Origin of the sequence: Nocardia sp. NPDC052316 (genome assembly GCF_044547795.1) — a bacterium.
Lineage (GTDB): Bacteria > Actinomycetota > Actinomycetes > Mycobacteriales > Mycobacteriaceae > Nocardia.
This window is the reverse complement of the sequence record NZ_JBIUBB010000003.1, coordinates 1,018,382-1,043,608: the sequence shown is the minus strand read 5'-3', so window position 1 is coordinate 1,043,608 and position 25,227 is coordinate 1,018,382. Positions and strand designations below refer to the sequence as shown.

Below are 25,227 nucleotides of genomic sequence, written 5' to 3'. Positions count from 1 at the left end.
CTGCGCGGATAGGAGCTGGGTCACCGATCGAGGATGCGGGTGAGCAGCCGGACCAACTCGGCGCGCTCCGCGGCGTCCAAACCGGCCAGGAGTTCGTCCTGCGCGCCGGCCAGGCGCTCGTCCAGTTCCGCGAGATGGGCGGTGCCCGCGTCGGTGATGGTGACGATTTTGCGCCTGCGGTCGCCGGTGTCCGGGCTGCGCCGGACGAAGCCGCGGTCGGCGAGCTCGGTGACGGTGGCGACGATGTCGCTGCGGTCGATCCGAGTGCGCCTACCCAGCTCGGCCTGGCTGCTCGCGCCGAACTCCCCGAGCGCGGCGAGCAGCGCGTAGTGATAGCGGCGCGAGCCGGTGTCGTGCAGCGCCCGCTCGGTCGCCCGGTTGGCGACGAGGGCGACTTGATCGACCAGCCGAGTCGGCAAGGCCCGCAGTTTGGCGGGAGCGTCCTCGCGCGAGATCTCCATGCCAGCAATCTAACGCTTGTTGGTCACACCCACAATAAGTTGCCGCCGGCCGGGCAGCGGCTCGACACCCACCGGCCAATCCGGCGCGAACACCCATATCCACCGCGCCGAGATCAGGGTCCCCCCGGAGGAACGACGACCACGGACTCGTCCGCGCGGCACCCGTTCGACGAAGAGCACCGGTAGTGTCTCGCCTCGGCGATCACTCCGGTCACTTACTTCCGCACTCTCCCTAGGGATCTCATATGTCGCGCTCGACTTTCGCTGCCGTGCTCATGATTTCGGCAGCCACCTGCACCGCACTGCTCGCCGCCGCGCCGACCGCCGCGGCCGCGCCGCCCGAGGAGGCGCGGCTGGCCGGCTGCGATTTCGGCACCGTCGCCGGAACCTACGACTACGCGAGCTTCGATGAGCACGCGAACAAGATGCTCGAGCTGACCACCGGGGTGTTCCGGACGGAATTCGAGCAGGCCCGCCCGACCATTCAGGCCGACGCCGCCGCGAATCACGCTCGCGCCGAGGTCAATTCGGTGGACTGCCGGGTCGTGTCCGGTGACGCGGCCACCGCCGACATCACCGTCGACGTGGTGCGGACGACGACGAGCGATGCCACCGATGGCCTGCCGAAGACCAACAAGATGACCCTGCTGATCACCGTCGAGAACGTGAACGGTCGCTGGCTGGTCAACCGGGCCGAAACCAAGTAGCGCTACAGCGCCTGCACCCAATTGCGCAGCAGCTGAGCGCCGGCGTCGCCGGACTTCTCCGGGTGGAACTGGGTCGCCGAGAGCGCCCCGTTCTCCACCGCGGCGAGGAACGGCACGCCGTGCTCGGCCCAGGTCAGCTTCGGGGCGGCGAAGTGATCGCCGGGTGGCAACTCCCATTTCTGCGCGGCGTAGGTGTGCACGAAGTAGAACCGGGTGTCGGCGTCCATCCCCGCGAACAGCACGCTGTCCTGCGGCGCCGACACGGTGTTCCAGCCCATGTGCGGCAGCACCGGGGCGGACAGGCGTTCCACGGTGCCCGGCCATTCGGCGCAGCCGTCGGTCTCCACCCCGAACTCGACGCCGCGCTCGAACAGGATCTGCATGCCGACGCAGATGCCGAGCACCGGGCGGCCACCGGCCAGGCGCTGGCCGATCATTCGCTCGCCCCGCACCTTTCGCAGTCCGGCCATGCAGGCGGCGTAGGCGCCGACACCGGGGACGACGAGGCCGTCCACCGCGAGCGCGACCTCGGGATCGGCCGTCACCTCGACCTTCGCGCCCGCACGGACCAGCGCCCGTTCGGCGGAGTGCAGATTGCCCGAGCCGTAATCGAGCAGGGCAACAGACTTCACAACGTCCCCTTCGTCGAAGGGATGCCCTGCACCCGCGGGTCGAGCTCGACCGCGGCACGCAAAGCCCGTGCCACCGCCTTGAATTCGGCCTCGGTGACGTGGTGCTGGTCGCGGCCGTACAGCACGCGCACGTGCAGCGCGATGCGCGCGTTCAACGCGATCGACTCGAAGACGTGGCGGTTCAGCACGGTGGAATATGATGCGCCGGGGCCGGACCCGGGGATCACCGCGTGCAGGAGGTGTTCCGGCTCGCCGGTGTGCACACAGTACGGACGCCCGGACACGTCGACCGCGGCGTGCGCCAAGGTCTCGTCCATCGGGATGAAGGCGTCACCGAACCGGCGGATACCGACCTTGTCGCCCAACGCCTTTCCCAGCGCCTGGCCGAACACGATCGCGGTGTCCTCCACCGTGTGGTGCGCCTCGATCTCGATGTCGCCCTCGGCCCGCACGGTCAGGTCGAAGCTGGCGTGCGCACCGAGCGCGGTGAGCATGTGGTCGTAGAACGGGACGCCCGTGGCGATCTCGGTCTTGCCGGTGCCGTCGAGGTCGAGCTCGACCACGATGCTGGACTCTTTGGTGACGCGCTCCACCCGCGCGGTTCTGTTCATATGCTGTTCCTCCACAGGCGGATTCATCGGGGCGTGAGGTCGGTGTGCACCAAGAGGCGGCTGACTTTCAGGAGTTCGTCGTTCTCCGCGGCCAAGCCGATCGTGGTGCGCAAGTAGCCGGGGATGCCGACGTCGCGGATCAGCACGCCGTGGTCCAGGTAGCGCTGCCAGCTGCGCGCCGCGTCGGTGAAGCGGCCGAACAGCAGGAAGTTCGCGTCGCTGGGGATCACGTCGAAGCCGATCTCGGTCAACACCGCGGCGACCCGATCACGCTGCGCGGCGAGTTCGGCGACGCTGCCGAGGGTTTCGTCGGCGTGCCGCAGCGCTGCCCGCGCGGCCGCCTGGGTGACCACCGACAGGTGGTACGGCAACCGCACCAGCAGCATCGCCTCGATCACCGCGGGCGCGGCGACCAGGTAGCCGAGGCGACCGCCTGCGAAGGCGAACGCCTTGCTCATCGTTCTGGTCACCACCAACTTCGTGGGAAACCGATCGATCAGCGCGAGGGCACTCGGCTGCGCGGAGAACTCACCGTAGGCCTCGTCGACCACCACGATGCCCGGCGCGGCCGCGAGGATCCTGGCCAGGTCGTCCTGCGGAATGCTGTGCCCGGTGGGGTTGTTCGGGCTGGTCACGAACACCACGTTCGGCGAGCGCTCCGCGATGGCGGCCACCGCGTAGTCGACGTCCAGGGAGAAGTCGGCGTCGCGCTTGGCCTCGATCCATTCGGTGTCGATGCCCTCGGAGATGATCGGGTGCATCGAGTACGACGGCACGAAACCCAGTGCGCTGCGGCCCGGTCCGCCGAACGCCTGCAGCAGCTGCTGCAGGATCTCGTTGGAACCGTTTGCCGCCCAGACATTGTCGGTGTGCACCGCGACACCCGTTTGCCCGGTGAGGTACTCGGCCAGATCGGCGCGCAAGGCCACTGCGTCCCGGTCCGGGTAGCGGTGCAGGTCGGCGGCGGCGACCCGGATGGACTCGGCGACGTCGTTGATCAGCGCCGGGCTCGGCGGGTGCGGGTTCTCGTTGGTGTTCAGTTGCACGGGCACCGTCAATTGCGGTGCGCCGTAAGGCTTCTTGCCGCGCAGGTTCTCCCGCAGCGGTAGGTCGGCCAAGCTGATGTCCGCGCCGGGCACGGTGGCCTGCCTGGTCATGACAGCGCCTCGAACCGCGCCTGCACGGCCTGGCCGTGCGCGGGCAGGTCCTCGGCATTGGCGAGCGCCACCACGTGACCGGCGACATCCTTCAGTGCCGCCTCGGTGTAGTCGACGACGTGAATGCCGCGCAGGAACGTCTGCACGCTCAAACCCGAGGAGTGCCTGGCACATCCGGCGGTCGGCAGCACATGGTTGGAGCCCGCGCAGTAGTCGCCGAGGCTCACCGGTGCGTACGCGCCGACGAAAACCGCTCCGGCACTGCGCACCCGGGCGGCCACCGCGGCGGCGTCGGCGGTCTGGATCTCCAGGTGTTCGGCCGCGTAAGCGTTCACCACGCGCAGGCCCTGGGCGATGTCGTCGACGAGCACGGTCCCGGATTGCTTGCCGCGCAACGCTTCGGTCACCCGTTCGGCGTGCTTCACCACGGTCAGCTGGCGGGTCAGCGCCGCGTCGACCGCGTCGGCCAGCTCCGCGCTGTCGGTGACCAGCACGCTGGCCGCGAGCACGTCGTGTTCGGCCTGGCTGATCAGGTCCGCCGCCACGTGTACCGGGTCGGCGGTGGCGTCGGCCAGGATCGCGATCTCGGTCGGGCCCGCCTCGGCGTCGATGCCGACCAGGCCGCGGCACAGCCGCTTGGCGGCGGTCACGTAGATGTTGCCGGGTCCGGTGATCAGGTCGACCGGCTCCAGCTGAGCGCCGTCGGTGTCGACGCCGCCGTAGGACAGCAGCGCGACACCCTGCGCGCCGCCGACCGCCCACACCTCGTCGACGCCGAGCAACCGCGCGGCAGCCAGGATCGTCGGGTGCGGCAGGCCGCCGAACTGCGCCTGCGGCGGCGAAGCCACCACCAGCGAGCCGACCCCCGCCGTCTGCGCGGGCACCACGTTCATCACCACGCTCGACGGGTAGACGGCGTTGCCGCCTGGCACGTACAACCCGACCCGCTCGACCGGTACCCAGCGCTCGGTCACCGTGCCGCCGGGCACCACCTCGGTGGTCTTGTCGGTGCGCCGCTGGTCGGCGTGCACCTTCCTGGCCCGCGCGATGGCCTCCTCCAGCGCCGCGCGCACGGCCGGGTCCAGCTCGGTCAACGCCTTCGCCAGCTCGGCGGCGGGTACGCGCACCGTGGCCGGGCGCACGCCGTCGAACTGCTCGCTGTACTCCTGCGCCGCCGCGACGCCGCGATCCCGGATCGCCTCGACCACCGGCCGCACATGATGCAGTACCGAGTCCACGTCGACTCCCCCGCGCGGCAGCGCGGCGCGCAGCTCGGCAACAGAGGGAGTGCGACCGCGCAGATCAACGCGGGCGAGCTCGATACGGGTAGTCATGTGGTGTCGATCCTTGTCTTCAGCCGAATCCGCAACAGGAAAGTTGCAGCTACCAGCCTAGTCGGCCGACGCCACCGGTTATCCGCGTGGTGGCCAACGGCTCACCCGCGGCGCCGCCGCAGTTCGGCGACGCCGTCACCGGCCAGCTCATCGATTGCGACCGCACGTCCGGCGATGACGAGAGCGAGCGCCTCCCCCGACCCACGCACCTCCGGCCCGTGGCCCTTCGACCAGCTGACATCGGTAGCGACGAACCGGAGCCCCTTGGTGCGCCGCCACGGCATCGCGAACGGGTCAGGATGTTCCAGGACGGTGACCAGGCGATCCGCCGGAATCGTGCGAGCACGACCGAGCGGTCGACGGATGTCTTGCTGATGGACCATGACATCCGCCAGGGTCAGCCTCGGCGCGTACTTCGAGACCCGTCCCGCCGCGTGCTCGAACTTGTCCACCAAAGCCTCGGTCGACAGCGCCTTCGCTTTCTCCACAAGCCGACCGTTGAACCGATCTACGGTCAACCCACACCGGACGGCGATCCCCCCGTAGGTCGGCAGCCCGATGGTGTCGTACAGCAAATGCCCGACAACATCCCGCACCCGCCACCCGTCACACAGCGACGAACTCTCCCACTCCTCGTCACTCAACGTGCGCAGCAACGAGATCAGTTCAGCACGTTCTGCGGCCAGCATCCCCCGGACATCCATGCCCAAAGTTTAGTGACGCGAACGCCTTTCAGGAAGATAGCGCGTGCCGTTGCTGGAGCTACCCTCGCTGGCATACACGCTTGCGCGAGCGCAGCAGTGCTGCCAAGCTGAGTCCGGGGGGGTTGCGAGCTAGGGTTCGAAAAGGCAGCGCTCCAAGGAATTCCATTGGACTCTAAGGGTCGTCATGAATGTTCTTGCTGGGTTCGCTACCGGAATCGCTACTGCCTGTGGCCTGGTAGTTGCGACTTTCTCCGCCACTTCTGCGAACGCACAGCCGGTCAGGTGCGATTTCGGCATCGCAATTGGATATCCGCAGGTGGTCGTACTCGACTCACCGACCGATGAGAACGCAGGTCTTATCGACGTAATCGGTTACCCCCGATGCCTGGAGGACTTTGCGCAGGTTACGGGCAGATCTGTGTCCTGCCCAAATGGGGGCGTATACGACCAGTGGCACCAAGTCCGCATTGTCGACAACGGTCGAGTCGGCTGGGTCAGCTCTTGCTACATCGCCTGGCAGACATAGCCACAATTAGTGGCTCACTTGCCGCAGTGCGCTGATCGATTCAACAAGTCGGCCGGCGCACTGCAGCGGTCCCTTGCTAGCGGGTGTCGCTGTCGATCAGCAGCTTGCCGCCGGAACTGATAACCCGCAGAATCAGCTCTTTGTCCTGACCGTCGACAACGAGGCTGGCCAGCCTCATGTCCATTGAGCCGTCCGAGTTGTTTGTGTTGTTGACCGCTGCAATATCGGCGAAAGTATCGATCGTGTGCGAGCTCCAGTACTGACGGAACGCCTGCTCTGTACCGTAGACCTTCTGTGCCGCCGGGGTGAGCTTCGACCACGACCCTGCAGCGTTGTTGTAGAAGTCCACGATCAGCTGGCCCGCCGGCCCCTGTGTGACCTTGCCATCACCGGTGGTTTTACCGACGGTTCCGGACGGAGGTGTCGAACTCGTTCCACCGGTCGGCGAACTGGTCGACGGCGGACTCGCGTTCACCGTCGGCGAGTTGGCGTCCTGCTGGGACAACGTGCCGATGAGGATTGCAGCGACCGCCACGACGGCGCCGATGGCCGCGCCGATGATGACGGCCTTGCTCTTGCCGCCGGACTTGCGCGGGACGGGGCGGGGCTGGGCGGCGGTGCGCGGGTGGGTGGCGGTGTTGGTCTGTGCGGGGCGACGCGGCGCGGGCTGCGGTCGAGGGGCGGGGCGCTGCGGGCGGGGCTGGCGTTCGGTCGGCTGATGGACCGGAGCCGAGACCGCCGACGGGCGCAGTGCCCTGGTGGCGGATTCGGGCGCACCGTTGCGGCGGCGCACGAAAGCCTCACTGGCGGGGACGAATCCGGCGGTCACCGGTGCGGGGCCCGCGTCGGCGAAGGCGGCGAGGTGGTCGAGCGCCGCGCGCATGGTCGGCCGGTCCTGGGGTTCCGGGCTGAGCAGATCCAGCAGGAAATCCGTTGCGGGACCGGCGTTGCGCGGTTCGCTGACCTGACCGTTGGCCGCGGCGTAGAGCACCGCGAGCGGGTTGGCGTTCGCGCCGTACGGCGGCTCGCCTTCTAACGCGTGGAAAAGTGTTGCGCCCAAGGCGAATACGTCCGAGGCGGGGGTCGGGTCGGCGCCGCGGGCCATCTCGGGGGCGAGGTAGGCGGCGGTGCCGCAGATCAGGCCGGTTTCGGTGAGCGTGACGTCACCGGCGGCGCGGGAGATGCCGAAGTCGGTGATCTTCACGGTGCCGTGGTCGTCGAGCAGGATGTTGCCCGGCTTCACGTCGCGGTGCACGATGCCCGCGTCGTGCGCGGCGATCAGCGCCGAGGCGACCTGCTCGCCGATGCGGGCGACCTGAGTCAACGGCAGCGGGCCCTGCGTGGAGAGCACGCCGGCCAGGCTGTTGGACTTCAGGTACTCCATCACCAGGCAGGGATCGCCCTGATGCTCGGTGATGTCGAACACGACGATCGCGTTCGGATGCTGGAAGCGGGCGGCGTTGCGAGCCTCTCGAATCGCACGTTGGCGCACCACATCACGCTCGGCCTCGGGCAGGCTCGGCTTGATATGGATCTGCTTGACGGCCACCGAGCGTTGCAAGCGTTCGTCGATGGCACGCCAAACAACACCTGTGCCGCCGCTACCAATCCGCTCGACCAGGCGGTAATGCTCCGCGATCAACTGACCGGTATCGATGGCGCCTACTCCGAACCTTCTCGAAATCGTGACATCCCGCTTATTGCTTACAGACGCGGTCCGGGGACGAGTGTAGCGGGCCGCGGAACTTCGGTCCGCGCCAGCGGGGGCATATTCTCCGCCCACATCGGCGCGGTGCGCGGCTAACGCGCCGCCCGCAGCATCCGCCCCGCCGCGTCCACCGCGGGTCCTGAGCTGTTCGCGTCGTTGACGAAGACAGCAAACGCCAGGTCATCGGCGATGCCGACGAACCAGCCGTGCGCATGCTTGTCGTCGATGAACTCCGCGGTGCCGGTCTTGCCGAGCAAGCCGGGAATATCGCGCAGCTGGGTCGCGGTGCCCGCCGTGACGGTCTCCCGCATCATGGCTTTCACCTGCTCGGCAACGCTGGCGGGCAGCGCGGCCGGTGTCTTGTCCGGCGTGCCGGGCTTGCCCTGCACGATGGTGGGCGCGGGCACCGAGCCGCGCGCGATGGACGCGGCGACCAGCGCCATGCCGAACGGTGTAGCGGTCACCTTGCCCTGACCGATAGCCGACTCGACCCGCAGCGCGGGGGTGTCCGCGGGCGGTACCTTGCCGGTGACGGTGGTCAGTCCGGGTGTGACGTAGTCGATGCCGAGACCGAGCTGCGCCGCCGCGTTCGTCAACGCGTCGGCGGGCAGTTTCACCGCGAGCGAGCCCATGGTGGTGTTGCAGGAACGCGCGAACGCGGTATGTAGCGGCACCTGTCCCAGGTCGAAATTGTTGTCGTTGGGGATCTTGCGACCCTCGATGTTCGCGACGCCGGGGCAGGGCAGCACCGTGTCCGGGGTGACCGTGTCCGCTTGCAGTGCGGCCGAGACGGTCACCGTCTTGAAGGTCGAACCGGGCGGGTACAGGCCGGTGAGCGCGATCGGGCCCTGTGCGTCGGCGGCCTCGTTCTGCGCGACCGCGACCACATTGCCGGTGGAGGGTTGCAGCGCGACGATCGCCGCGGGTTGGGTGATCGGCGCCAGCGCCGCCTCGGCCGCCTGCTGCAGATCGATGTTCAGGGTGGAGGCGATATCGGTGGTCGGCTTCGGATCCTGGCCGCCGACCCGCTGGGTGCCGTCGCCGGTCTGCGCGCGCACCGCCCAGCCCGCGTTCGCGTCGGCGTTCTGCTGCCACAGCTCGGCCAGTCCGGACAGGGCGGGCGAGGCCAGCGACTTGTCGGTGGTGAGCAGGCGGGTCTGCGGTGCGAGCGTGACACCGGGCACCGCGGCGAGCTGCGGCTGGATCGGCGCGATGTCGGCGTCACGGAGGCTGATCGCGGTGATCGGTTTGCCCTGCGCCGCAGCGAGTTCCGCTTGCAGCGACTGCGCGGTGATGCCGGGCGAGATCGGGGTCAGCAGCGCGGCGAGGGCGGCGGTGTCGGCGCCGGGACTCACGTTCACCAGGGTGACCACCTGCTGGGTCATCAACTCGCCGCCGCTGGCGTCAAGGACGCGGGCGGGTTTGGGGTAGACCGGGCTGTAGCTCAGCGGGCCCGCGGCCAGGCCCGGTGCGACCGTGTCCGGGTTCCACTTGACCTTCCACCCGTCGCCGCCCTCGTCCGCAGTGCCGGTGGTGGTGTAGGTCCACTCGGCCGCGCCATCCTTGCCGAGCTTCCAGGTGGCGGCCAGCGTGAAGGTGTTCTTATCGATCGAGCGGACGTCGAAGCGCACCTCTTTGCCGAGGCCGTCGTAGAGCTTGCCGAGGGCGTCGGACGCCTTCGCCGGATCATCGGTGAGGCCTGCGGCGGCCGTCACGTCGTCGCGGTTCAGCGCGTCGGCGAACTGGCCCGCGACGGTGTCGGGCTGGTCCGGGCCGGACGAGCAGGCGGCGAGCACGAGCGCGGGTGCGGCGAACAGGACGAGGGACTTCCGGTGGGTACGCACCCCGCCGACTGTAACCGCCGACCCCGGCGCGGCGGGCGAGGCCATGCCGGGATCGACGCTCGCGTGCCTGCTCAGGCCGTGCGCCAGTCCCCCGCGACGAGGGCGGCGGCATCGTCTTCGGTGAGCTCGATGTCGAACTCTTCGGCCAGGATCTTCGGCAGTTCGGTCGCCTCGATCTGCCGGGTTTCGCTGGTGCCGTCCGGCCACTCGGTGAGCACCGTGGTGCCGTCGACGACGCGGTGCACGTGGGGGAGGAACCGCTGCGCGTAGGGGCGGGTCGTGAACGGTGAACGCGGCGAGGTGGACACGAAGTGGTTACCGACCGCGAAATCGATGCGGTACTGCGGCGTCGTCGCGAACGTGTAGCGGTCGATCCAGCCGTCCTTGCCGAACTGGTGCAGCACCCACCGGTCGCTGTCCAGCTCGCCGCGGGTGAGCTCCAGCCGGAACCGCCAGTCGCCCGCCGTGAATTCGCCTGCATCCGTGGACAATTCGATCGGCGCGAGCGGGCCCGCGCCGAATCCGACGTCGCACAACCACACTCGGTCGTCGTCGCTGGTGGTCACCCGCAGCAGGGCGTGCGTCGCGGGGCGCAGGCCCTCCGACGCACCCATCGTCACCCGTGCCTGCAGGGCGGTGATGCCGAAGCCGAGCCGTTCCAGCGCGGCCGCGAACAGGGTCACGTGCTCGTAGCAGTAGCCGCCTCGGCGTTGCCGAATCAGCTTGTCCTGCACGGATTTCAGGTCGAGCGGGATGCCGCGGCCGAGGATGATCTCCAGGTTCTCGAAGGGGATCGAGGTGGTGTGCGCGTGCACCAGCTTGCGCAGCGTGTCGAGGGTCGGTGCGCGCTCGCCGTCGAACCCGATGCGCGCCAGGTACCTGTCCAGGTCCAGGTCCGCGCCGTTCCAGTGGTATGCCGGGTCCGTCGGTTTGCTCATCGTGGCCTCGCTTGTTCGTCGGTGTCGCCAGGCACAAACGTGTCCGATAACGATCCTGTTCCCGGTGCCGCGCATCGGCGAGTGTGGCCTGCGCCATGCCGAAGCACCGGCGCGCCGGATCAGGCGGCACACTTGGCATTCGGCGGCGCGGCTGGTCCGGTCACGATGCCGTTGGCGACATCCACGACATAGTCGCGATCCGGGCCGTCCACGGGTTCGGTGCCGAGGAGTAGCCGCTCCACGACGCAACCGCCCTCGAAGAAGGCCGGGCCGACGCTGTGATCGCCGGGAACGACCGCGCCGTTCAGGTCGCGGCCGGTGACGATGGTGTACATCGAGGCCGGTTTGCCCGCGGCGAGCAGCCCGGCTCGCATCTCCAGCGTGGTCGGATACGGCACCACGTCGTCGCCGGTGCCGTGGATCAGGAACGCGCGCTGCACATCCATCCGGCCGGCCAGCAGCGCGGGCGAACGCTCCAGGTAGGCCTGCGGGCAGACCACCGGTGTGCAGCCGCCCGCGTCGCGCTCGATCTGCGCGGGCAGGTCGGGGTCGACCACCGACGCGCCGAGCCACATCGTGAAATCGTCTGCGGGCCCGTAATTGTCGACCCAGTAGTCGAACAGGCCGCGCGGTCCGTGCGCCGCGGCGAGCCCACTCATGATGCCGCCCTGACTCCAGCCCCACAGCACCGTGCGCGTGATGGACCGATGCTCGTCGCGATACCACTCGGTCGCGGCAACGATATCGCGCCAGCCTGGCCAGAGATTCCACTCACCGGTGCGCCAGACACTGCTCGCCGAGCGCAGATCCATCGACAGCACCGGAGTGCCGGTGCGCCGCGAGATCGACGTCAGATAACCCGCGTAGTCACCGGCGGCCCCATCGTGCCCATGCACCGCGACGACCAGATCCTCCGGCAGAAGATCACCCGGCGCGCAACGATACGGCTCGTAGACCAGCCCAGTTGCCTCCTCACCGTCGACCATCAGCGTCACCGGACGCACCGCAACCTCCGTCGCACACGCCGGTTCCGCCGCCACCGACGCACTGGTCATCGCACACGCAGCCAACAGTGCACCCACCGCCACCAGTACGTTTCCGCGCCTCATCCCCGAATAATGACACGCCCGCGGCGCGGTACCCGCACACCCGGCCGCACATAATCGCGACTGCCACCTGTCCTGCGACCGACACCCGACCGTGGTCCGGCGCGACCCGGTACCCGACCGCCACCCCGGCCCAACGCAGCCCAGCCCAGATCGGTGCTGCGCCCGACCATCTCGCCCCAGCCCAGCCTGGCGCGACCCAGCCCAGCGCCGTCCGGCCCGGTCCGGTCGCACGACACGACACGACACGGCACGGCACGACGCGGTCCGGTCCGACACGGCGCGGCACAGCGCGGCCAAGCCCAGCCTGGCTCAGCTCAGCTCAGCCCGGTCCGGTCCGGTCCGGTCCGGTCCGGTCCGGTCCGGTCCGGCACGACACGGCACGGCACGACGCGGTTCGGTCCGACACGACACGACACGACACGATGCGATGCGATGCGACACCACACGGTCCGGTCCGGTCCGGTCCGGTCCGGTCCGGTCCGACACGGCACGGCACGGCACGGCGCAGCGCGGCACAGCACAGCGCGGCCAAGCCCAGCGCGGTCCGGCGCGGGGGCGGCAGCCCAGCGCGGCCAAGCCCAGCCTGGCGCGGCCCAGCCCAACGCGATCCGGCGCGGCACGACGCGACGCGGTTCGGCCCGGTCCGACACGGCACTGCGTGGCACGGCGCGGTGGGGGCGCGGCACGGCCCGGTGAGGTGCGGCGCGGCGGAGTGGGGTGCGGTGCGGTTGGGTGCGGCGCGGCGCGATAGCCGACCGTCGCCAGGCCCGGTTCGACCCGTCACGCAGTCCGATGCGATCCGGCAGCGGATCGAATCGCGACGACGGCTCCGCCGGCGACCGCCGCCGCTCCAACGACGATCCCGAACACTGTCGCACCGCCGGTCAGACCGATTGCGTCACTGAGGAATCCGGCGGTCAACGGTAGTGCGGCGGCGGGTAGGTATCCGCCGACGTTCTGTGCGGCGTTGGCCTCGGCGAGGCGTTCCGCGGGCACGCTCGCGCTGATCGCACTGAGACCGCCGAATTGCCCCAGCCCTTGCCCGATTCCGGCCAGGATCGCGGCCCCCGCGAACAAGACGAGCGACGACAGCCGCAGCGAGAGGATCAGCGTCAGCATGCTCGCGGTAGTGGCAACGGCGCCGCCGAGCAGGATTGTGCGCACTGGCAAGCGCCGCGCAGCGAACTGGATGCCGGTGGCGCCCAGGAACATCACGAAGGCGAGCCCGCCCGCGACCACCCGGTTGGCGGCGCCGAGCAGGTGCGCGAGCAGCGACGGGCCCAGTGAGAGCACGAAAGAGGTCGCCGTGATACCCGGTGCGAACACCGCGATGCCGAGCAGGACCGCGGTCCGTCCGCCCGGTGCCACTGCGGGAATCCGCAGCCACGGGCCGCGCCCACCCACGCCCTTCGGCAGCTCGAGCCGCGCAACTACGGCGAAAGCCGAGGCGAGCAGCACGATCTCGACCAGGAAGATGGTCACCGTCGGGCCGGGCACTGACTCCGACAAGACACCGGCGAGCAGCGGTCCGAACCCGGCGCCCAGCACCATCGCCGACGAAGCAGCCAGCGCCGCAGTACGTTTGAGCTCCGGCCCGCCCACCTCGGTCACCGCCGCCATCCCGGCGGACACCGCCGCACCCACCGCGATACCGGTGAGCAGCCGCGCAACGGCAAGCACCGCAACCGAACCCGCGGTGGCGAACAGCACGCACGCCACCATCGCCAGCGCGATCGCGGGCAGCAGCACCGGCTTGCGGCCGATCCGGTCCGACACCACCCCCGCCACCAGCAGCGCGCCGAGTAGTCCGGCGATATAGCTGGCGAAGATCGCCGTCAGCGTCCCGGCGGAGAAGCCGAGCTCGCGCTGCCACACCACGTACAGCGGCGTCGCGGCGTTCGACAGCACGAACACCGCCAGCACGGGCCACGCCGCCAGCCACACGAGGCCGTTCTTCGGCCGTTGCGCAGGCACCGATTTCTGGTGCGTCGTGGGCATCGCCATCTCAACCTCCACTAGTTCGACTTTTCTCGTACCGATACGATCGCGGTCGAACTTAGCATCTAGTACGATAAAATACGTACAGGGCGCGACGACCCGAGGAGACCCGATGCCACCGGCCAGCACAGTCCCCGATACCCGTCTGCCCGAACCGGACCGCGCCGACCTACGCCTCGACCAAGTGCTCGCCGCGCTCAGCGACCCGTTGCGGTTGACCATGGTCCAGAAGCTGCTGACCGAGTCCCCCGACACCGACCGCTCCTGCGGCTGGTTCGACATCGACCGGCCGAAATCGACACTCACGCATCACTTCCGGGTGCTGCGCGAAGCAGGCGTGACCAGACAGCAGCGCTACGGTCTCGAGCGCCGCAGCAAGGTCCGCATCGACGACCTCGACGCCAGGTTCCCCGGCCTGCTCGATCTGGTCCGCGCCTGGGAACCGGAGCAGTGACATCCGAACGCTAGGATTCGCCTATGTGTTCGATTGATGTCGCCGAGCGGCGGGCCAGGCTGGCAGTACGGCACCGGCTGGCAGCCGCCGACCGCACCGATCAGGTCGCCGAGATCGTCCGGTCGCTGGTGGTGCTACACGCGACCGATCCGGCGACGGTGTTCCTGTCCGTCGGCGCGCGCAGCAACACCGCCACTCCGGCGCACGTCGAGCAGGCGCTCTACGACGATCGGACGCTGCTGCGCCTGCTCGCCATGCGGCGCACCATGTTCGTCGCGCCGGTGGAGCTGGTCCCGGTGTTGCAGGCGGCATGCGCGGATGCATTGGCGCACAAGCAGCGTCGGACGTACGGGAAGTACCTCGACCAGGCCGGCGTCATCGACGGTGACGTCCAGCAATGGCTCGCCGAGGTCGAAGCCGAAACCCACGACGCACTGCTCGCCATGGGTGCCGCCACCGGCAGCCAGCTGAGCAAGGCGGTGCCCCGGCTGCGCACGCAGGTGAATACCGCGCCGGACAAGGCATATTCGAAGCCGACCAACATCACCACCTGGGTGCTGGTGACGCTCGGCTGCGAAGGCCGCATCGTCCGCGGCCGCCCGAACGGCAGTTGGTCGAGCAGCCAGTACACCTGGGAACCGATCGAATCCTGGCTACCCAACGGCGTTCCGTCGATGCCCGTCGAGCAGGCCCGCGCCGAACTGCTGCGCCGGTGGCTGCACGCCTTCGGACCGGCCCCGATCACCGACCTCAAATGGTGGACCGGCTGGGGCGTCGGCGAGGTCCGCAAAGCGCTCACCGACCTCGACGTGGTCGAGGTCGATCTGGACGGCGCAACGGGTTTGCTGCTCGCCGACGACGTGGCACCCGTTGCGGCGCCGGAGCCTTGGGCGTCGCTGCTGCCCGCGCTCGATCCAACCCCGATGGGCTGGCAGTCCCGCGACTGGTACCTCGGCCCGCACGCACCTGCCCTGTTCGACACCAACGGCAATATCGGGCCGTCCATTTGGTGGAACGGCCGCATCGTGGGCGGCTGGGCGCAGCGCAAGGACGGCGAAATCGTCTATCGCCTACTGGAAGACGTGGGTGCCGACGCCACGGCGATGATCGAGGCGGAGGTGGCGCGGACCGCCGAGTGGTTCGGCGACGTGCGCGCCATCCCCCGCTTCCGTACCCCGCTGCAACGGGAACTGACCGCCTGAATCCGCGTTGTCGCGAAAACCCGCCGCCTGCAATACTCTTCCGAGTCACCCCGCACAGGCGCTGCCCGGCGGCGGGGGCGGAGCGGTATCGACGCCGACGAGCACATCGGTGACGTAGTCGCGGGCCGGGCCATCCAGCGGCTCCAGCCCCTCGGCCACCCGCTCCACCACGCAAATACCTTGCCGCCAGGTGGGTCCGACGTCATGCACGCCCGGCTGGATGCTCCCGTCGGCGCCCCGGTCGGTGACCACCGTGTACATCGAATACGGCTTGCCCGCCGCGATCAGCGCCTGCTTCAGATCGACCGAATGTTGGTACGGCACATCCACATCGAAGATCCCATGGATCAGGAAGGTGCGCTCGGCGTCGATCTTCGGCGCGAGCGCTACCAGGGAGCGGTCGGTGTACGCCTGCGGGCACACCTGCGGCGTGCAGCCTCCCGCGTCACGTTCGATCTGTGCGCGCTGTGCCGGAAAGAACGCGCTGGTGAGGTTCCAGTAGTCGACGATGTTCGTCGGCGCGAACGCATCGACCCAGTAGTCGAACAGCCCGGCGGGCCCGTTCGCCAACGCGAGCCCGGCCGTCATGCCGCCTTGGCTCCACCCCCACAGCACGGTCTTGCCGATCGACGGGTGCGCGGTCTTGTACTGCTGCGTGATGGCCACCGCGTCCTGCCAACCGGCCCACGGGTTGAACTCGCCGGGCTTCCACACGCTGTTCTCCGCACGCTGATCCAGCGTCAGCAGGGCGGCGCCGGTGCGCCGGGCCATCCCGGTCATCACGTCGGGGTAGGAGGCCGCCGTCTCGCTGTATCCGTGGACCGCGACGATCAGGCTGTGCGGGGCGAGGTCGCCGGGAGTGCACCGGTACGGCTCGTAGACCCGCCCGGTCGCCTGTTCCCCGTCGACGGTCGCGGCGATCGGCTGGATCGCCACGTCCCCGGCGCACTCGGGCTCGGCGGCGGCCGATGGTGCGGCGAGCCACGATGCGGCCACCACGGTCACGATCGACAACAACCACGCAGTGCGGCGACGGCCAGCAGTCATCGGCGCATCGTACCCAGCCAGGGCAAACGTCCGGCTAACGGTTGGCGAGCTGACCGTCGGGGCGGTGTCGGGCACGTCACTGCGGATATCGGCTCAGGTCAACAGCGTGGCCGTGCCAGGCCCGGACTCTCAACAGCCTCGGTCGCGCGCACCAACCACGAGATCACGCCGCGCAGGTGGCACCGGGCGGCGGCGCAGGCGCGGTATCCACATCGGCCAGCACGTCGGTGACGTACTCGCGGGCCGCCCCGTCCATCGGTTCCAGATCCGTCAGAACCCGCTCCACCACGCAGGCACCTTGGAACCAGACCGGCCCGATCCAGTGCGTACCGGGCAGCACAGCGCCATCGGGTCCGCGACCGCTGACGATCGTGTACATCGAGTACGCCTGCCCCGCCGCCGCGAGCCCGGCCTTCAGATCGAGCGAATGCTGATACGGCACAATCGGATCCGCGGTGCCGTGCACCAGGAAGACGCGCTGCGCGGTCAGCTTCGCCGCAAGCGCCGCCGTGGAGCGGTCCGCGTACGCCTGCGGACAGACGGCGGGCGGGCAACCACCGGCGTCGCGCTCGATCTGCTGCACCTGCGGCAGGCCGAGCGTGTTCCCGACGTTCCAATAGTCGACGGCATTGGACGGCCCTGCGGTGTTGACCCAATAGTCGAACAGTCCGGCGGGCCCGTGCGCCAAGGCCAACCCGCTCGTCATGCCACCCTGGCTCCACCCCCACAACACGGTTCTGCGGACCGATGGATGCTCCTTCTTGTACCACTCGGCGGTGGCCACCACGTCGTGCCACCCGGCCCACGGATTCCACTCCCCCGTCTTCCACACACTGTTTCCACCGCGCTGGTCCAGCGTCAGCAACGCGGCACCGGTACGTCGCGCGATCGCGGACATGACATCCGGATAGTCGGCGGCCTTCTCGTTGAACCCGTGCACCGCGATGATCAGGCTGCGCGGCGCCTGGTCGCCGGGCGCGCAGCGATACGGCTCGTAAGCCCAGCCGTGCGACTGCTCCCCGTCTACGGCGACCGTGATCGGCCGCATCGCCACGTCCCCCGCGCAGTCGGGTTCGGCCGCCGCCGAGGGCGCGCCGACCGAGGCGAGCCCAAGGATTGCCGCGATCGACAGCAGCGCGGCAACCAGCCGATACCCGCCGTTCATCCCGGCATCGTGGCACGGGCGCACGCGAAGGTGTTGCGTAACAACGGTAAAGCGATGAAGACGAGACGACACGCCTGTTGATCGGCGCCCGAGATCGTTCCGCTACATGTCCAGGCCGAGGTCGAGCACGCGGACCGAGTGGGTCAGGGCGCCGACGGCCAGGTAGTCGACGCCGGTCCGCGCGTAGTCGGCGGCCACCTCGAGGCCGAGTCCGCCGGAGGACTCCAGCTTCGTCGCAGGCGCCGCCGCGTTGCGGCGTTGCACAGCGGCCTGGGTCTGCCACAGCGGGAAGTTGTCCAGCAGCACGAGTTCCACGTTCTCGGCGAGCACCGCGTCCAACTGCTCGAGGCTGTCGACCTCCACCTCGCAGGCGATGTCGGGAGCCAGCGCGCGCACGGCGCGCAACGCCTCGACCACCGAGCCCGCCGCGACCACGTGATTGTCCTTGATCAGCGCGGCGTCACCGAGACCCATGCGATGGTTCACCCCGCCGCCGACGCGGACCGCGTACTTCTGCAACGCGCGCAGCCCGGGCAGGGTTTTGCGGCTGTCGCGGATCTTGCAGTCCGTGCCCGCGACCTCGTCGACCCAGGCGGCGGTGGCGGTGGCGATGCCGGAGAGGTGGCAGACCAGGTTGAGCATGGTGCGCTCGGCGGTGAGCAGGGCGCGCGTCGGAGCGACGACGGTGAGCACGGATTGCCCCGGCGTCACCCGGGTTCCGTCGGCGACCCGCCCGGTGACCTCGTACTTGCCCGCGCCGATCACCTCGTCCAGCACCAGTAGCCCGACATCGAGCCCGGCCACCGTCCCCGGCTGCCGCGACACCACGGACGCCTTCACCACCGCGTCGGCGGGCACCGTCGCCGCGGTGGTCACGTCCGGCCCGTAGCGCAGGTCCTCATCGAGCGCGGTCCGGATGAGCGCGACCACCTCGTCCCGAGCCAACCCACTGTCCAGACCCATCAACCACTCCTTGCTACTCACGCGAAGCTACTTGCCGCCACCATGTGCCACCCGGCCCAGCGGCGGGATCTTATCTGTCGAGCTGGGGCCGACCCTGTTCGTCGAGAACCACCGACCTGCTGCGGCGCAGCCGGTCGTCGGGCTCCGGATAGTCGGATCGGGTATGACAGCCCCGGCTTTCGGTGCGCGCCGACGCCGCGAGGAGCAGGGTTTGCGCCGTGAGGGTGAGCGCGGCGTCCTCGATTTCGGCTGTGCGGGCGGCGACTACGGAGCGCTCCGGGGCCAATCCTGCCGTATCGGCCAGCACAGTACCCTCGACCGACACTGCGGCAGGAACCGTTTCACGTTGCGTCACCGCATCTTTCATGCGCTTGATCGCCTCGTCCAGCCCGGCCCTATCCCGCACCACTGCGGCGTGCTCGGTCATCAACTGTTGCAGCACACCACGATCCGCCCGCGCGGCGACCCTGGCCGGGATCTCGGTGACTCGAACTCGCTCACCCAGACGTTCAGCCGCGGCCGCCCCGACTCGCTCACCGACCACCAGTCCTTCGAGCAAGCTGTTGGACGCCAACCGATTCGCCCCGTGTAGTCCGGTACGGGCCACCTCGCCCGCCGCGTAGAGACCGGCGACCGCCGTTCGACCGTAGGGGTCGGTCACCACGCCGCCGCACTGATAGTGCGCCGCCGGGGCCACCGGGATCAGGTCGAGGCGCGGATCGATCCCCGCGGCGAGACAGGACGCGGTGATCGTCGGAAACCGTTGCGCGAAGCCGTCGATCGCCCGCGCGTCGAGGTAGACGTGATCGGTGCCGAGGGCACGCATCCGCGCCGCAATGGCACGCGACACCACATCCCGAGGGGCCAGGTCGCCGCGGGGATGGACCCCTGCCGTCACCGAGTCACCGTCGGAGTCGACCAGAATGCCGCCCTCGCCGCGCACCGCCTCGCTGATCAGCGGACGTCGTCCGAGTCCACCCGGTGTGTAGAGCACGGTCGGATGGAACTGCACGAACTCCAGATCCGCCACCGCCGCACCCGCCCACAGCGCGAGCGCGACCCCGTCGGCGGTCGCACCCGGCGGGTTGGTGCTGAGCGCGTACAGCTGGCCGAGGCCACCGGTCGCCAGCAGCACCGCGGGCGCGTGCACCACCCCGAAACCCTTGTCGGACACCGCCAGTACGCCCTGCACCCCAGCGGGGCCGCTGAGGATCTCGCAGGCCGCCGCACCGAACAGCACCGGCAGCCCGGCCGCGTTCAGCGCGCGCTGCACCTCCGCGCCGGTGGCGTCGCCGCCCGCGTGGATGATCCGCCGTGTGCTGTGTCCACCCTCGCGGGTCCGCGAAATCTGCCCGTCCCGGCCGAGATCGAAGACGGCGCCGAGATCGGTCAGTGCGGCGACCGCCGCCTGCCCGCCCTCGACGATGGAGCGCACGGCCTCGGCGTCGCACAGCCCGGCCCCGGCCTCGACCGTGTCGTGCATGTGCGATTCGACCGAATCACCGTGCGGTGCAACGACGGCGATACCGCCCTGGGCGTATTGCGTCGACGTATCGGTGGCGCCGCCCTTGCTGAGGGTGAGCACCCGCAGCCCGCGCAGCGACGCGGTGCGCGCCGCCGTGAGGCCGGCGACGCCGCCGCCGATCACCACCAGATCGGCCTCCGCTTCCCAGTCGATCGACATCGGAGTCATCGGCCCGCGCCTTCCGCTGCGACCACCGCCGTTACGGCAGGGGTCGGCGTCATTCACCACCGCCCGGATTGCCGATCTCGATCATCCGCTGCACCGAGTTGCGCCCGCGCGCAGCGGTTTCCGGGTCGACGTGCACCTCGTCCTTGCCCTCGACCAGGCAGCGGAGCAGCGCCGCCGGGGTGATCATCTTCATGTACTTGCACGAGGCCCGGTCGTTCACGGCCTGGAAGTCGACGCCGGGGGCGGCCTTGCGCAGCTGGTGCAGCATGCCGATCTCGGTGGCGACCAGCACCTGGGTCGCCTGGCCGCGCTGTTCGCTCACCTGCTTGGCCGCGTCGATCATGCCGCCGGTGGACAGGATGTGCACCCGATCGGCCGGGAACGCGCCCTCGCCCGCCAGGTACAACGCCGAAGTGGCGCAACCACATTCGGGGTGCACGAACAGATCCGCGTCCGGGTGGGTGCGCGCCTGCTCGGTCAGCTCGTCGCCGTTGATGCCGGCGTGCACGTGGCACTCGCCTGCCCAGATGTGCATGTTCTCCCGGCCGGTGACCCGCTTGACGTGCGCGCCGAGGAACTGATCCGGCAGGAAGAGCACCTCGCGGTCCGGATCGATCGAGGCAACCACGTCGACGGCGTTGGACGACGTGCAGCAGATGTCGGTGAGCGCCTTCACCTCCGCGGTGGTGTTCACGTATGACACCACTACCGCGTTCGGGAATTCGGCTTTCCAGGAGCGCAATTCGTCCGCTGTGATGGAGTCCGCGAGCGAGCAGCCCGCCCGCTGATCGGGAATCAGTACGGTCTTGGCGGGGCTGAGGATCTTCGCGGTCTCGGCCATGAAGTGCACGCCACAGAACACGATGGTGTCCTCGGGTGCGGCCGCGGCGATCCGCGACAGTGCCAGCGAGTCGCCGACGTGATCGGCCACGTCCTGAATCTCCGGCAACTGATAGTTGTGCGCGAGAATCGTCGCGTTCTGTGCACGGGCCAGTCGCTTGACTTCCTGCGCCCACTCCGGGGTTGCTTCGACACCGGTGAACCCCGACGGTCCGTCGAACACCTGCCCCATCAGCGGAGGCGCTAGTTTCGCACCCATCGTCGCCATGATGGCTCCCTTCGTCGTGCGACCGACTCCTCCGCCGATTCGCACCAAACCAGGTTTTCGACTTATAATCGAAAACGTGGCCCATAGTAGCACTATCCACGAATCGCTCACCGCGGTGTTCCAGGTTCGCCGCTTCCCCCAGAACATCGCCGCAGGTCCCAGCCCTGCCGATGCCGGAAACGGGGTGATCGGTCGCTGCCCACCTGGACAACGGACCGAATTGGCGGTGCTGCTGTGGGAGCGCGCGCTGGACCCACAGAAGGGCACCTGGTCGCTGCCCGGCGGCCGTTTGCGTGACGACGAGGACCTCGACACGTCGGCGCGCCGTCAGCTCGCCGAGAAGGTCGACGTGCGCGAACTGGCCCATCTCGAGCAGCTGTCGGTGTTCAGCGCCCCCGACCGGGTGCCTGCCCCGCGCCGCATCGCCTCGGCCTACCTCGGCTTGGTCCCGCTCACGGCAGACCCGCAGCTACCCGCCGACACCGCATGGCACCCGCTCTCCGCGCTGCCGCCGATGTCCTTCGACCACGGCACGGTCGTCGAGCACGCGCGTACCCGCTTGGCCGCCAAGCTCTCCTACACCAATATCGCCTTCGCGCTCGCGCCCGCCGACTTCACCATGTCCACGCTGCGCGAAATCTATTGTGCGGCATTGGGTTACGACGTCGACACGACGAACTTGCAACGAGTCCTCTCCCGCCGCAAGGTGATCACTCCCACCGGCAAGACCCGGGCCCCCGGCCGCGCGGGCGGGCGCCCCGCCGCCGTCTACCGCTACACCGACTCCGGTATCCGCGTCACCGACGAATTCGCCGCTTTACGCCCACCGACCTGACCGCGACCTACGACTCGACGTTCGCCTTGCGATGCTTACTCCCCCGCCGATACCGCCGCTTGTTCGCCACCGGCTGCGCGGCACTGCTGCGCCGCAACGCATCCCGTCGCCGCCAGGCAGCCAGATCCGCCCGCTCACGCACCTGCTCGGCGGGCAGCTCCACAGCGGACGCCGCCCTGATGTTCCCGTTCGCCATCGGACCTCCCTTCCATAGCCGGGCCAACACAAGCTACCCCCACCCGAACAGCGCCTCCACCGAATTTACGCCGCCGTCCAGGGAGCACGTCACGGTGCCCAGCCGAGCGCCGGAAGTGCCGCTGCGAGAACAGCTCAGGCGGTCTTCATCTGCGGCTGCGGCGGCGGGGTGGCGGTGCGGGCGAACACGCGCGCCAGACCCCAGAAGACCAACTCCACCAACCAGAACAGCACCAGGAACACCTGGACGACGATCACCGGAATCGCCAGGAACAGCACCGAAGGCACGGCGATCAGCACCCAGGTGACGACAGCGCCGAAGCTCGCGCCGCGCAGCCTGCTCGCCAATCGCACTGCGGCCCACATCATCCAGTACCGCGGCACCGACACACCCAGTTCGCGCAGGCAGCGCCGGAAGATCGCGTCGGCGTCGGCGATGCTCACCTGGCGGGTATCGCGCAGGTAGTCGTGCAGGATGGCGGCGCGGGTGTAGGCGCCGTAGCGGGGCACGAGCCAGACCAAAGCCCGTGGCACCGAGGCGAAGTCGGTGCGGAACCCGGCCGGGATCACGAACTCCTGGGAATCACCTTGATAGACGAGGGGTTCGACCACCCGCCAGAACTTGGCGTCGATCTCCTCGACAACCAGCCCGCTACCGACGAACGCCACGACCCGTTCCTCTCTGAACGCACAGCGCATGCCACCATTCTAGGTTTTTTCGGTACGCCAGTGCCGTCCCGCGGGCAACGGTTCGGACAACGCTCAGCGGCGGGGACGAGTCTCCGGCATCGAACCGGAACCGGCCTCGGGGGCCGGTTCGTAGCCACGGTAAGGCATCGGGGCGCCGGCCGCCGGGTACGACGCGGCACCATAGGGTCCGAACGCCCCTGCCGGGTCGAACGATCCGGCAGGCACGGCGGTGTCGTTGCCCAGGTCCTCCGCGGAATTCAACGCGGCGAGGAACAACACGAGCAGTGACGCGATCAGCGGCTGCACGATCAGCGCGAGCCAGGTGCCGACCTCCGTCGGCAGTTCGACGATCTGCCCCAGCGGTGGATCGTCGGGCCGCGGATGCGCCCACTCGGCGACCTGTTCACCGAGCCGCGCCATCACGACGGCACCGACGAGCGAGCCGAGCAGCAGGCCGACGGGCAGCAACGGCCCGCGCGCCGCGCGCCACCGCCAGGCGGCGACCGCGCTCAGCAAGCCGACGACGGCCGCCAAGCACACGAACATCGCCACCGCGTCGAATTGGTGCATGCTCTCCCCGGTCAAGACGGCGCCGCGGCCGGGCTCGACCACGAACAGCTGCTCGGTCGGCGCGAGCAGCCCCCACCCGACGCCGACGACCGCACTGACCAGCACCACCGCCAGCGCGATCACCGCGGCCGCGCGCGCCTCGTTCCGCAGCCCACCCCGCAGCGCCTGCACTAGCGGCGTTCCAGACTGGTCGCGTCGATCACCCCGTGCCGGGAGCACTTGGCCCACCAGCCGTCGGGGCTCACCTGCACGACCATCCGGCGACCGCACTGCTCGCAGAAGCGCGGCGGCTCCAGGCCGAGCGCGGCGGCCGTTGGCACGGCGTCGTCGAGGCCGGGCACGATCCGTTTGCCGGTGAACGGGTTGTAGCGCTCGTCCATGGGCAAGACATTACTCATGGGGGCGTTCAGAGGGTTTCGTTGAGCGCCTTGATCGGCATCTTCAACTCGCCGAGCAGATCGAGATCCGCCTCGGCCGGCCTGCCGAGGGTGGTCAGGTAGTTGCCGACGATGACGGCGTTGATACCGCCGAGGATGCCCTGCTTGGCACCGAGGTCGCCGAGGGTGATCTCGCGACCGCCCGCGAAGCGAAGGATGGTGCGCGGCAACGCAAGGCGGAACGCGGCGACCGCGCGCAGCGCGTCGGCGGCGGGCAGCACCTCGAGGTCGCCGAAGGGCGTGCCGGGGCGCGGGTTGAGGAAGTTCAGCGGCACCTCGTCGGGCTCCAGCTCGGCCAGGTTCGCCGCGAATTCCGCGCGCTGCTCCAGGGTTTCGCCCATGCCGAGGATGCCGCCGCAGCAGACCTCCATGCCCGCCTCGCGAACCATACGCAGCGTGTCCCAGCGCTCTTCCCAGGTGTGGGTGGTGACCACGTTCGGGAAGTGCGAGCGCGAGGTTTCCAGGTTGTGGTTGTAGCGGTGCACGCCCATGGCCGCGAGCTGGTCGACCTGCTCCTGGGTGAGCATGCCCAGCGAGCACGCCACCTGGATGTCCACCTCGTTGCGGATCGCCTCGACGCCGGCCGCGACCTGGGCCATCAGCCGCTCGTCCGGCCCGCGCACGGCGGCCACGATGCAGAACTCGGTGGCACCGGTCTTCGCGGTCTGCTTGGCCGCCTCGACCAGGCTGGGGATGTCGAGCCAGGCCGCGCGCACCGGCGACTGGAACAGGCCGGACTGCGAGCAGAAGTGGCAGTCCTCGGGGCAGCCGCCGGTCTTCAGGCTGATGATGCCCTCGACCTCGACCTCAGGGCCGCACCACTTCATCCGCACGTCGTGTGCCAAGGCCAGCAGTTCTTCGAGGTGCTCGTCGCCGAGGCGGAGCACCTCCAGGGTCTGTTCCTGGGTCAGTCCTTCGCCGCGATCGAGCACTTGCGCGCGGGCGAGCTCCAGAATGGACAGGTCAACGGGGGCCTGGGTCACTGCACGAATCCCTTCGTTCGGCCGAGGTGGCCGTGCAACTTGAACGGTGTTCAGGCTAGGGTAGCCGGGACAGTGAGTCAAAACACTGCGGGACGGATGATCGACCGTGCCGTAGCTCTCATCGACCACCGCGGCGCACCGTCGATCGACCGCGAG

25 protein-coding genes are annotated in these 25,227 nt (G+C 69.2%); 4 read left to right on the top strand and 21 right to left on the bottom strand.

All coding sequences use genetic code 11. The annotated features are described in order from the left end of the window. Positions 1 to 20: 20 nt before the first annotated feature. Complete coding sequence (locus tag ACIHA7_RS17560; protein ID WP_397290488.1) at positions 21 to 461, bottom strand: MarR family winged helix-turn-helix transcriptional regulator; 441 nt, start codon at positions 459 to 461, stop codon at positions 21 to 23. A gap of 245 nt (positions 462 to 706) precedes the next feature. Between ACIHA7_RS17560 and ACIHA7_RS17555 the strand changes: the two genes are divergently transcribed. After that, positions 707 to 1,168: a hypothetical protein gene (locus tag ACIHA7_RS17555; protein ID WP_397290486.1), complete on the top strand. Its 462-nt coding sequence runs from the start codon at positions 707 to 709 to the stop codon at positions 1,166 to 1,168. A 2-nt stretch (positions 1,169 to 1,170) separates the two neighbouring features. Here the strand turns inward: ACIHA7_RS17555 and hisH are convergent, their stop codons facing one another. The 10 genes from hisH to ACIHA7_RS17505 form a co-directional block, all read right to left on the bottom strand. Continuing rightward, positions 1,171 to 1,800, bottom strand: a complete 630-nt coding sequence (gene hisH, locus ACIHA7_RS17550; protein ID WP_397290484.1) for an imidazole glycerol phosphate synthase subunit HisH — start codon at positions 1,798 to 1,800, stop codon at positions 1,171 to 1,173. After that, positions 1,797 to 2,411 (bottom strand): imidazoleglycerol-phosphate dehydratase HisB, encoded by a 615-nt coding sequence (gene hisB, locus ACIHA7_RS17545; protein ID WP_397290482.1) that lies wholly within the window; start codon positions 2,409 to 2,411, stop codon positions 1,797 to 1,799. The genes hisH and hisB overlap by 4 nt, the downstream gene beginning before the upstream one ends. Positions 2,412 to 2,434: 23 nt before the next feature. Beyond that, positions 2,435 to 3,568 (bottom strand): histidinol-phosphate transaminase, encoded by a 1,134-nt coding sequence (locus ACIHA7_RS17540; protein ID WP_397290480.1) that lies wholly within the window; start codon positions 3,566 to 3,568, stop codon positions 2,435 to 2,437. Beyond that, a complete protein-coding gene (gene hisD, locus ACIHA7_RS17535) occupies positions 3,565 to 4,902 on the bottom strand; it encodes a histidinol dehydrogenase (protein ID WP_397290478.1) in 1,338 nt (445 codons plus the stop codon). Before hisD ends, ACIHA7_RS17540 begins: the two co-directional genes overlap by 4 nt. 101 nt (positions 4,903 to 5,003) lie before the next feature. Next, positions 5,004 to 5,606 carry a maleylpyruvate isomerase family mycothiol-dependent enzyme gene (locus tag ACIHA7_RS17530; protein ID WP_397290476.1) on the bottom strand — a complete coding sequence of 201 codons (603 nt, stop codon included), beginning with the start codon at positions 5,604 to 5,606 and terminating at the stop codon, positions 5,004 to 5,006. 602 nt (positions 5,607 to 6,208) lie between these two features. Beyond that, positions 6,209 to 7,774, bottom strand: coding sequence for a protein kinase (locus tag ACIHA7_RS17525; RefSeq protein WP_397290474.1), 1,566 nt, complete (start codon positions 7,772 to 7,774; stop codon positions 6,209 to 6,211). A 158-nt stretch (positions 7,775 to 7,932) separates the two neighbouring features. Then, positions 7,933 to 9,729, bottom strand: a complete 1,797-nt coding sequence (locus ACIHA7_RS17520) for a penicillin-binding transpeptidase domain-containing protein (RefSeq protein WP_397290471.1) — start codon at positions 9,727 to 9,729, stop codon at positions 7,933 to 7,935. 26 nt (positions 9,730 to 9,755) lie between these two features. Next, positions 9,756 to 10,622: an arylamine N-acetyltransferase gene (locus ACIHA7_RS17515; protein ID WP_397290469.1), complete on the bottom strand. Its 867-nt coding sequence runs from the start codon at positions 10,620 to 10,622 to the stop codon at positions 9,756 to 9,758. A gap of 119 nt (positions 10,623 to 10,741) precedes the next feature. Then, on the bottom strand, positions 10,742 to 11,731 hold the full coding sequence (locus tag ACIHA7_RS17510) for an alpha/beta hydrolase family protein (protein ID WP_397290467.1): 990 nt from the start codon (positions 11,729 to 11,731) through the stop codon (positions 10,742 to 10,744). A gap of 780 nt (positions 11,732 to 12,511) precedes the next feature. Further along, a complete protein-coding gene (locus ACIHA7_RS17505) occupies positions 12,512 to 13,735 on the bottom strand; it encodes an MFS transporter (RefSeq protein WP_397290465.1) in 1,224 nt (407 codons plus the stop codon). A gap of 106 nt (positions 13,736 to 13,841) precedes the next feature. Between ACIHA7_RS17505 and ACIHA7_RS17500 the strand changes: the two genes are divergently transcribed. After that, positions 13,842 to 14,183 carry an ArsR/SmtB family transcription factor gene (locus tag ACIHA7_RS17500; RefSeq protein ID WP_397290463.1) on the top strand — a complete coding sequence of 114 codons (342 nt, stop codon included), beginning with the start codon at positions 13,842 to 13,844 and terminating at the stop codon, positions 14,181 to 14,183. A gap of 23 nt (positions 14,184 to 14,206) precedes the next feature. After that, positions 14,207 to 15,385 (top strand): winged helix DNA-binding domain-containing protein, encoded by a 1,179-nt coding sequence (locus ACIHA7_RS17495; protein ID WP_397290461.1) that lies wholly within the window; start codon positions 14,207 to 14,209, stop codon positions 15,383 to 15,385. A gap of 45 nt (positions 15,386 to 15,430) precedes the next feature. Here the strand turns inward: ACIHA7_RS17495 and ACIHA7_RS17490 are convergent, their stop codons facing one another. The 5 genes from ACIHA7_RS17490 to nadA all read right to left on the bottom strand — a co-directional run bounded on the left by ACIHA7_RS17490 (position 15,431) and on the right by nadA (position 21,361). After that, a complete protein-coding gene (locus tag ACIHA7_RS17490; RefSeq protein ID WP_397290459.1) occupies positions 15,431 to 16,432 on the bottom strand; it encodes an alpha/beta hydrolase family protein in 1,002 nt (333 codons plus the stop codon). A 163-nt stretch (positions 16,433 to 16,595) separates the two neighbouring features. Beyond that, positions 16,596 to 17,597 carry an alpha/beta hydrolase family protein gene (locus ACIHA7_RS17485; RefSeq protein WP_397290457.1) on the bottom strand — a complete coding sequence of 334 codons (1,002 nt, stop codon included), beginning with the start codon at positions 17,595 to 17,597 and terminating at the stop codon, positions 16,596 to 16,598. A gap of 102 nt (positions 17,598 to 17,699) precedes the next feature. Further along, a complete protein-coding gene (nadC, locus tag ACIHA7_RS17480) occupies positions 17,700 to 18,560 on the bottom strand; it encodes a carboxylating nicotinate-nucleotide diphosphorylase (protein ID WP_397290821.1) in 861 nt (286 codons plus the stop codon). 70 nt (positions 18,561 to 18,630) lie between these two features. Next, positions 18,631 to 20,253, bottom strand: a complete 1,623-nt coding sequence (locus tag ACIHA7_RS17475) for an L-aspartate oxidase (protein WP_397290455.1) — start codon at positions 20,251 to 20,253, stop codon at positions 18,631 to 18,633. 49 nt (positions 20,254 to 20,302) lie between these two features. Then, a complete protein-coding gene (nadA, locus tag ACIHA7_RS17470; protein ID WP_397290453.1) occupies positions 20,303 to 21,361 on the bottom strand; it encodes a quinolinate synthase NadA in 1,059 nt (352 codons plus the stop codon). Positions 21,362 to 21,437: 76 nt separating this feature from the next. Between nadA and ACIHA7_RS17465 the strand changes: the two genes are divergently transcribed. Then, positions 21,438 to 22,196, top strand: coding sequence for an NUDIX domain-containing protein (locus tag ACIHA7_RS17465; RefSeq protein WP_397290451.1), 759 nt, complete (start codon positions 21,438 to 21,440; stop codon positions 22,194 to 22,196). Between the two features lie 7 nt (positions 22,197 to 22,203). Here ACIHA7_RS17465 and ACIHA7_RS17460 read toward each other — a convergent pair whose 3' ends face one another. The 5 genes from ACIHA7_RS17460 to bioB all read right to left on the bottom strand — a co-directional run bounded on the left by ACIHA7_RS17460 (position 22,204) and on the right by bioB (position 25,071). Further along, positions 22,204 to 22,392, bottom strand: a complete 189-nt coding sequence (locus tag ACIHA7_RS17460) for a hypothetical protein (RefSeq protein ID WP_397290449.1) — start codon at positions 22,390 to 22,392, stop codon at positions 22,204 to 22,206. 134 nt (positions 22,393 to 22,526) lie between these two features. Next, a complete protein-coding gene (locus tag ACIHA7_RS17455; protein ID WP_397290447.1) occupies positions 22,527 to 23,090 on the bottom strand; it encodes a DUF1353 domain-containing protein in 564 nt (187 codons plus the stop codon). A 63-nt stretch (positions 23,091 to 23,153) separates the two neighbouring features. After that, complete coding sequence (locus ACIHA7_RS17450; RefSeq protein ID WP_397290445.1) at positions 23,154 to 23,822, bottom strand: DUF2567 domain-containing protein; 669 nt, start codon at positions 23,820 to 23,822, stop codon at positions 23,154 to 23,156. After that, on the bottom strand, positions 23,822 to 24,031 hold the full coding sequence (locus tag ACIHA7_RS17445) for a hypothetical protein (RefSeq protein ID WP_397290443.1): 210 nt from the start codon (positions 24,029 to 24,031) through the stop codon (positions 23,822 to 23,824). Before ACIHA7_RS17445 ends, ACIHA7_RS17450 begins: the two co-directional genes overlap by 1 nt. Positions 24,032 to 24,057: 26 nt before the next feature. Beyond that, positions 24,058 to 25,071 (bottom strand): biotin synthase BioB, encoded by a 1,014-nt coding sequence (bioB, locus tag ACIHA7_RS17440; protein ID WP_397290441.1) that lies wholly within the window; start codon positions 25,069 to 25,071, stop codon positions 24,058 to 24,060. Positions 25,072 to 25,227: the final 156 nt, after the last annotated feature.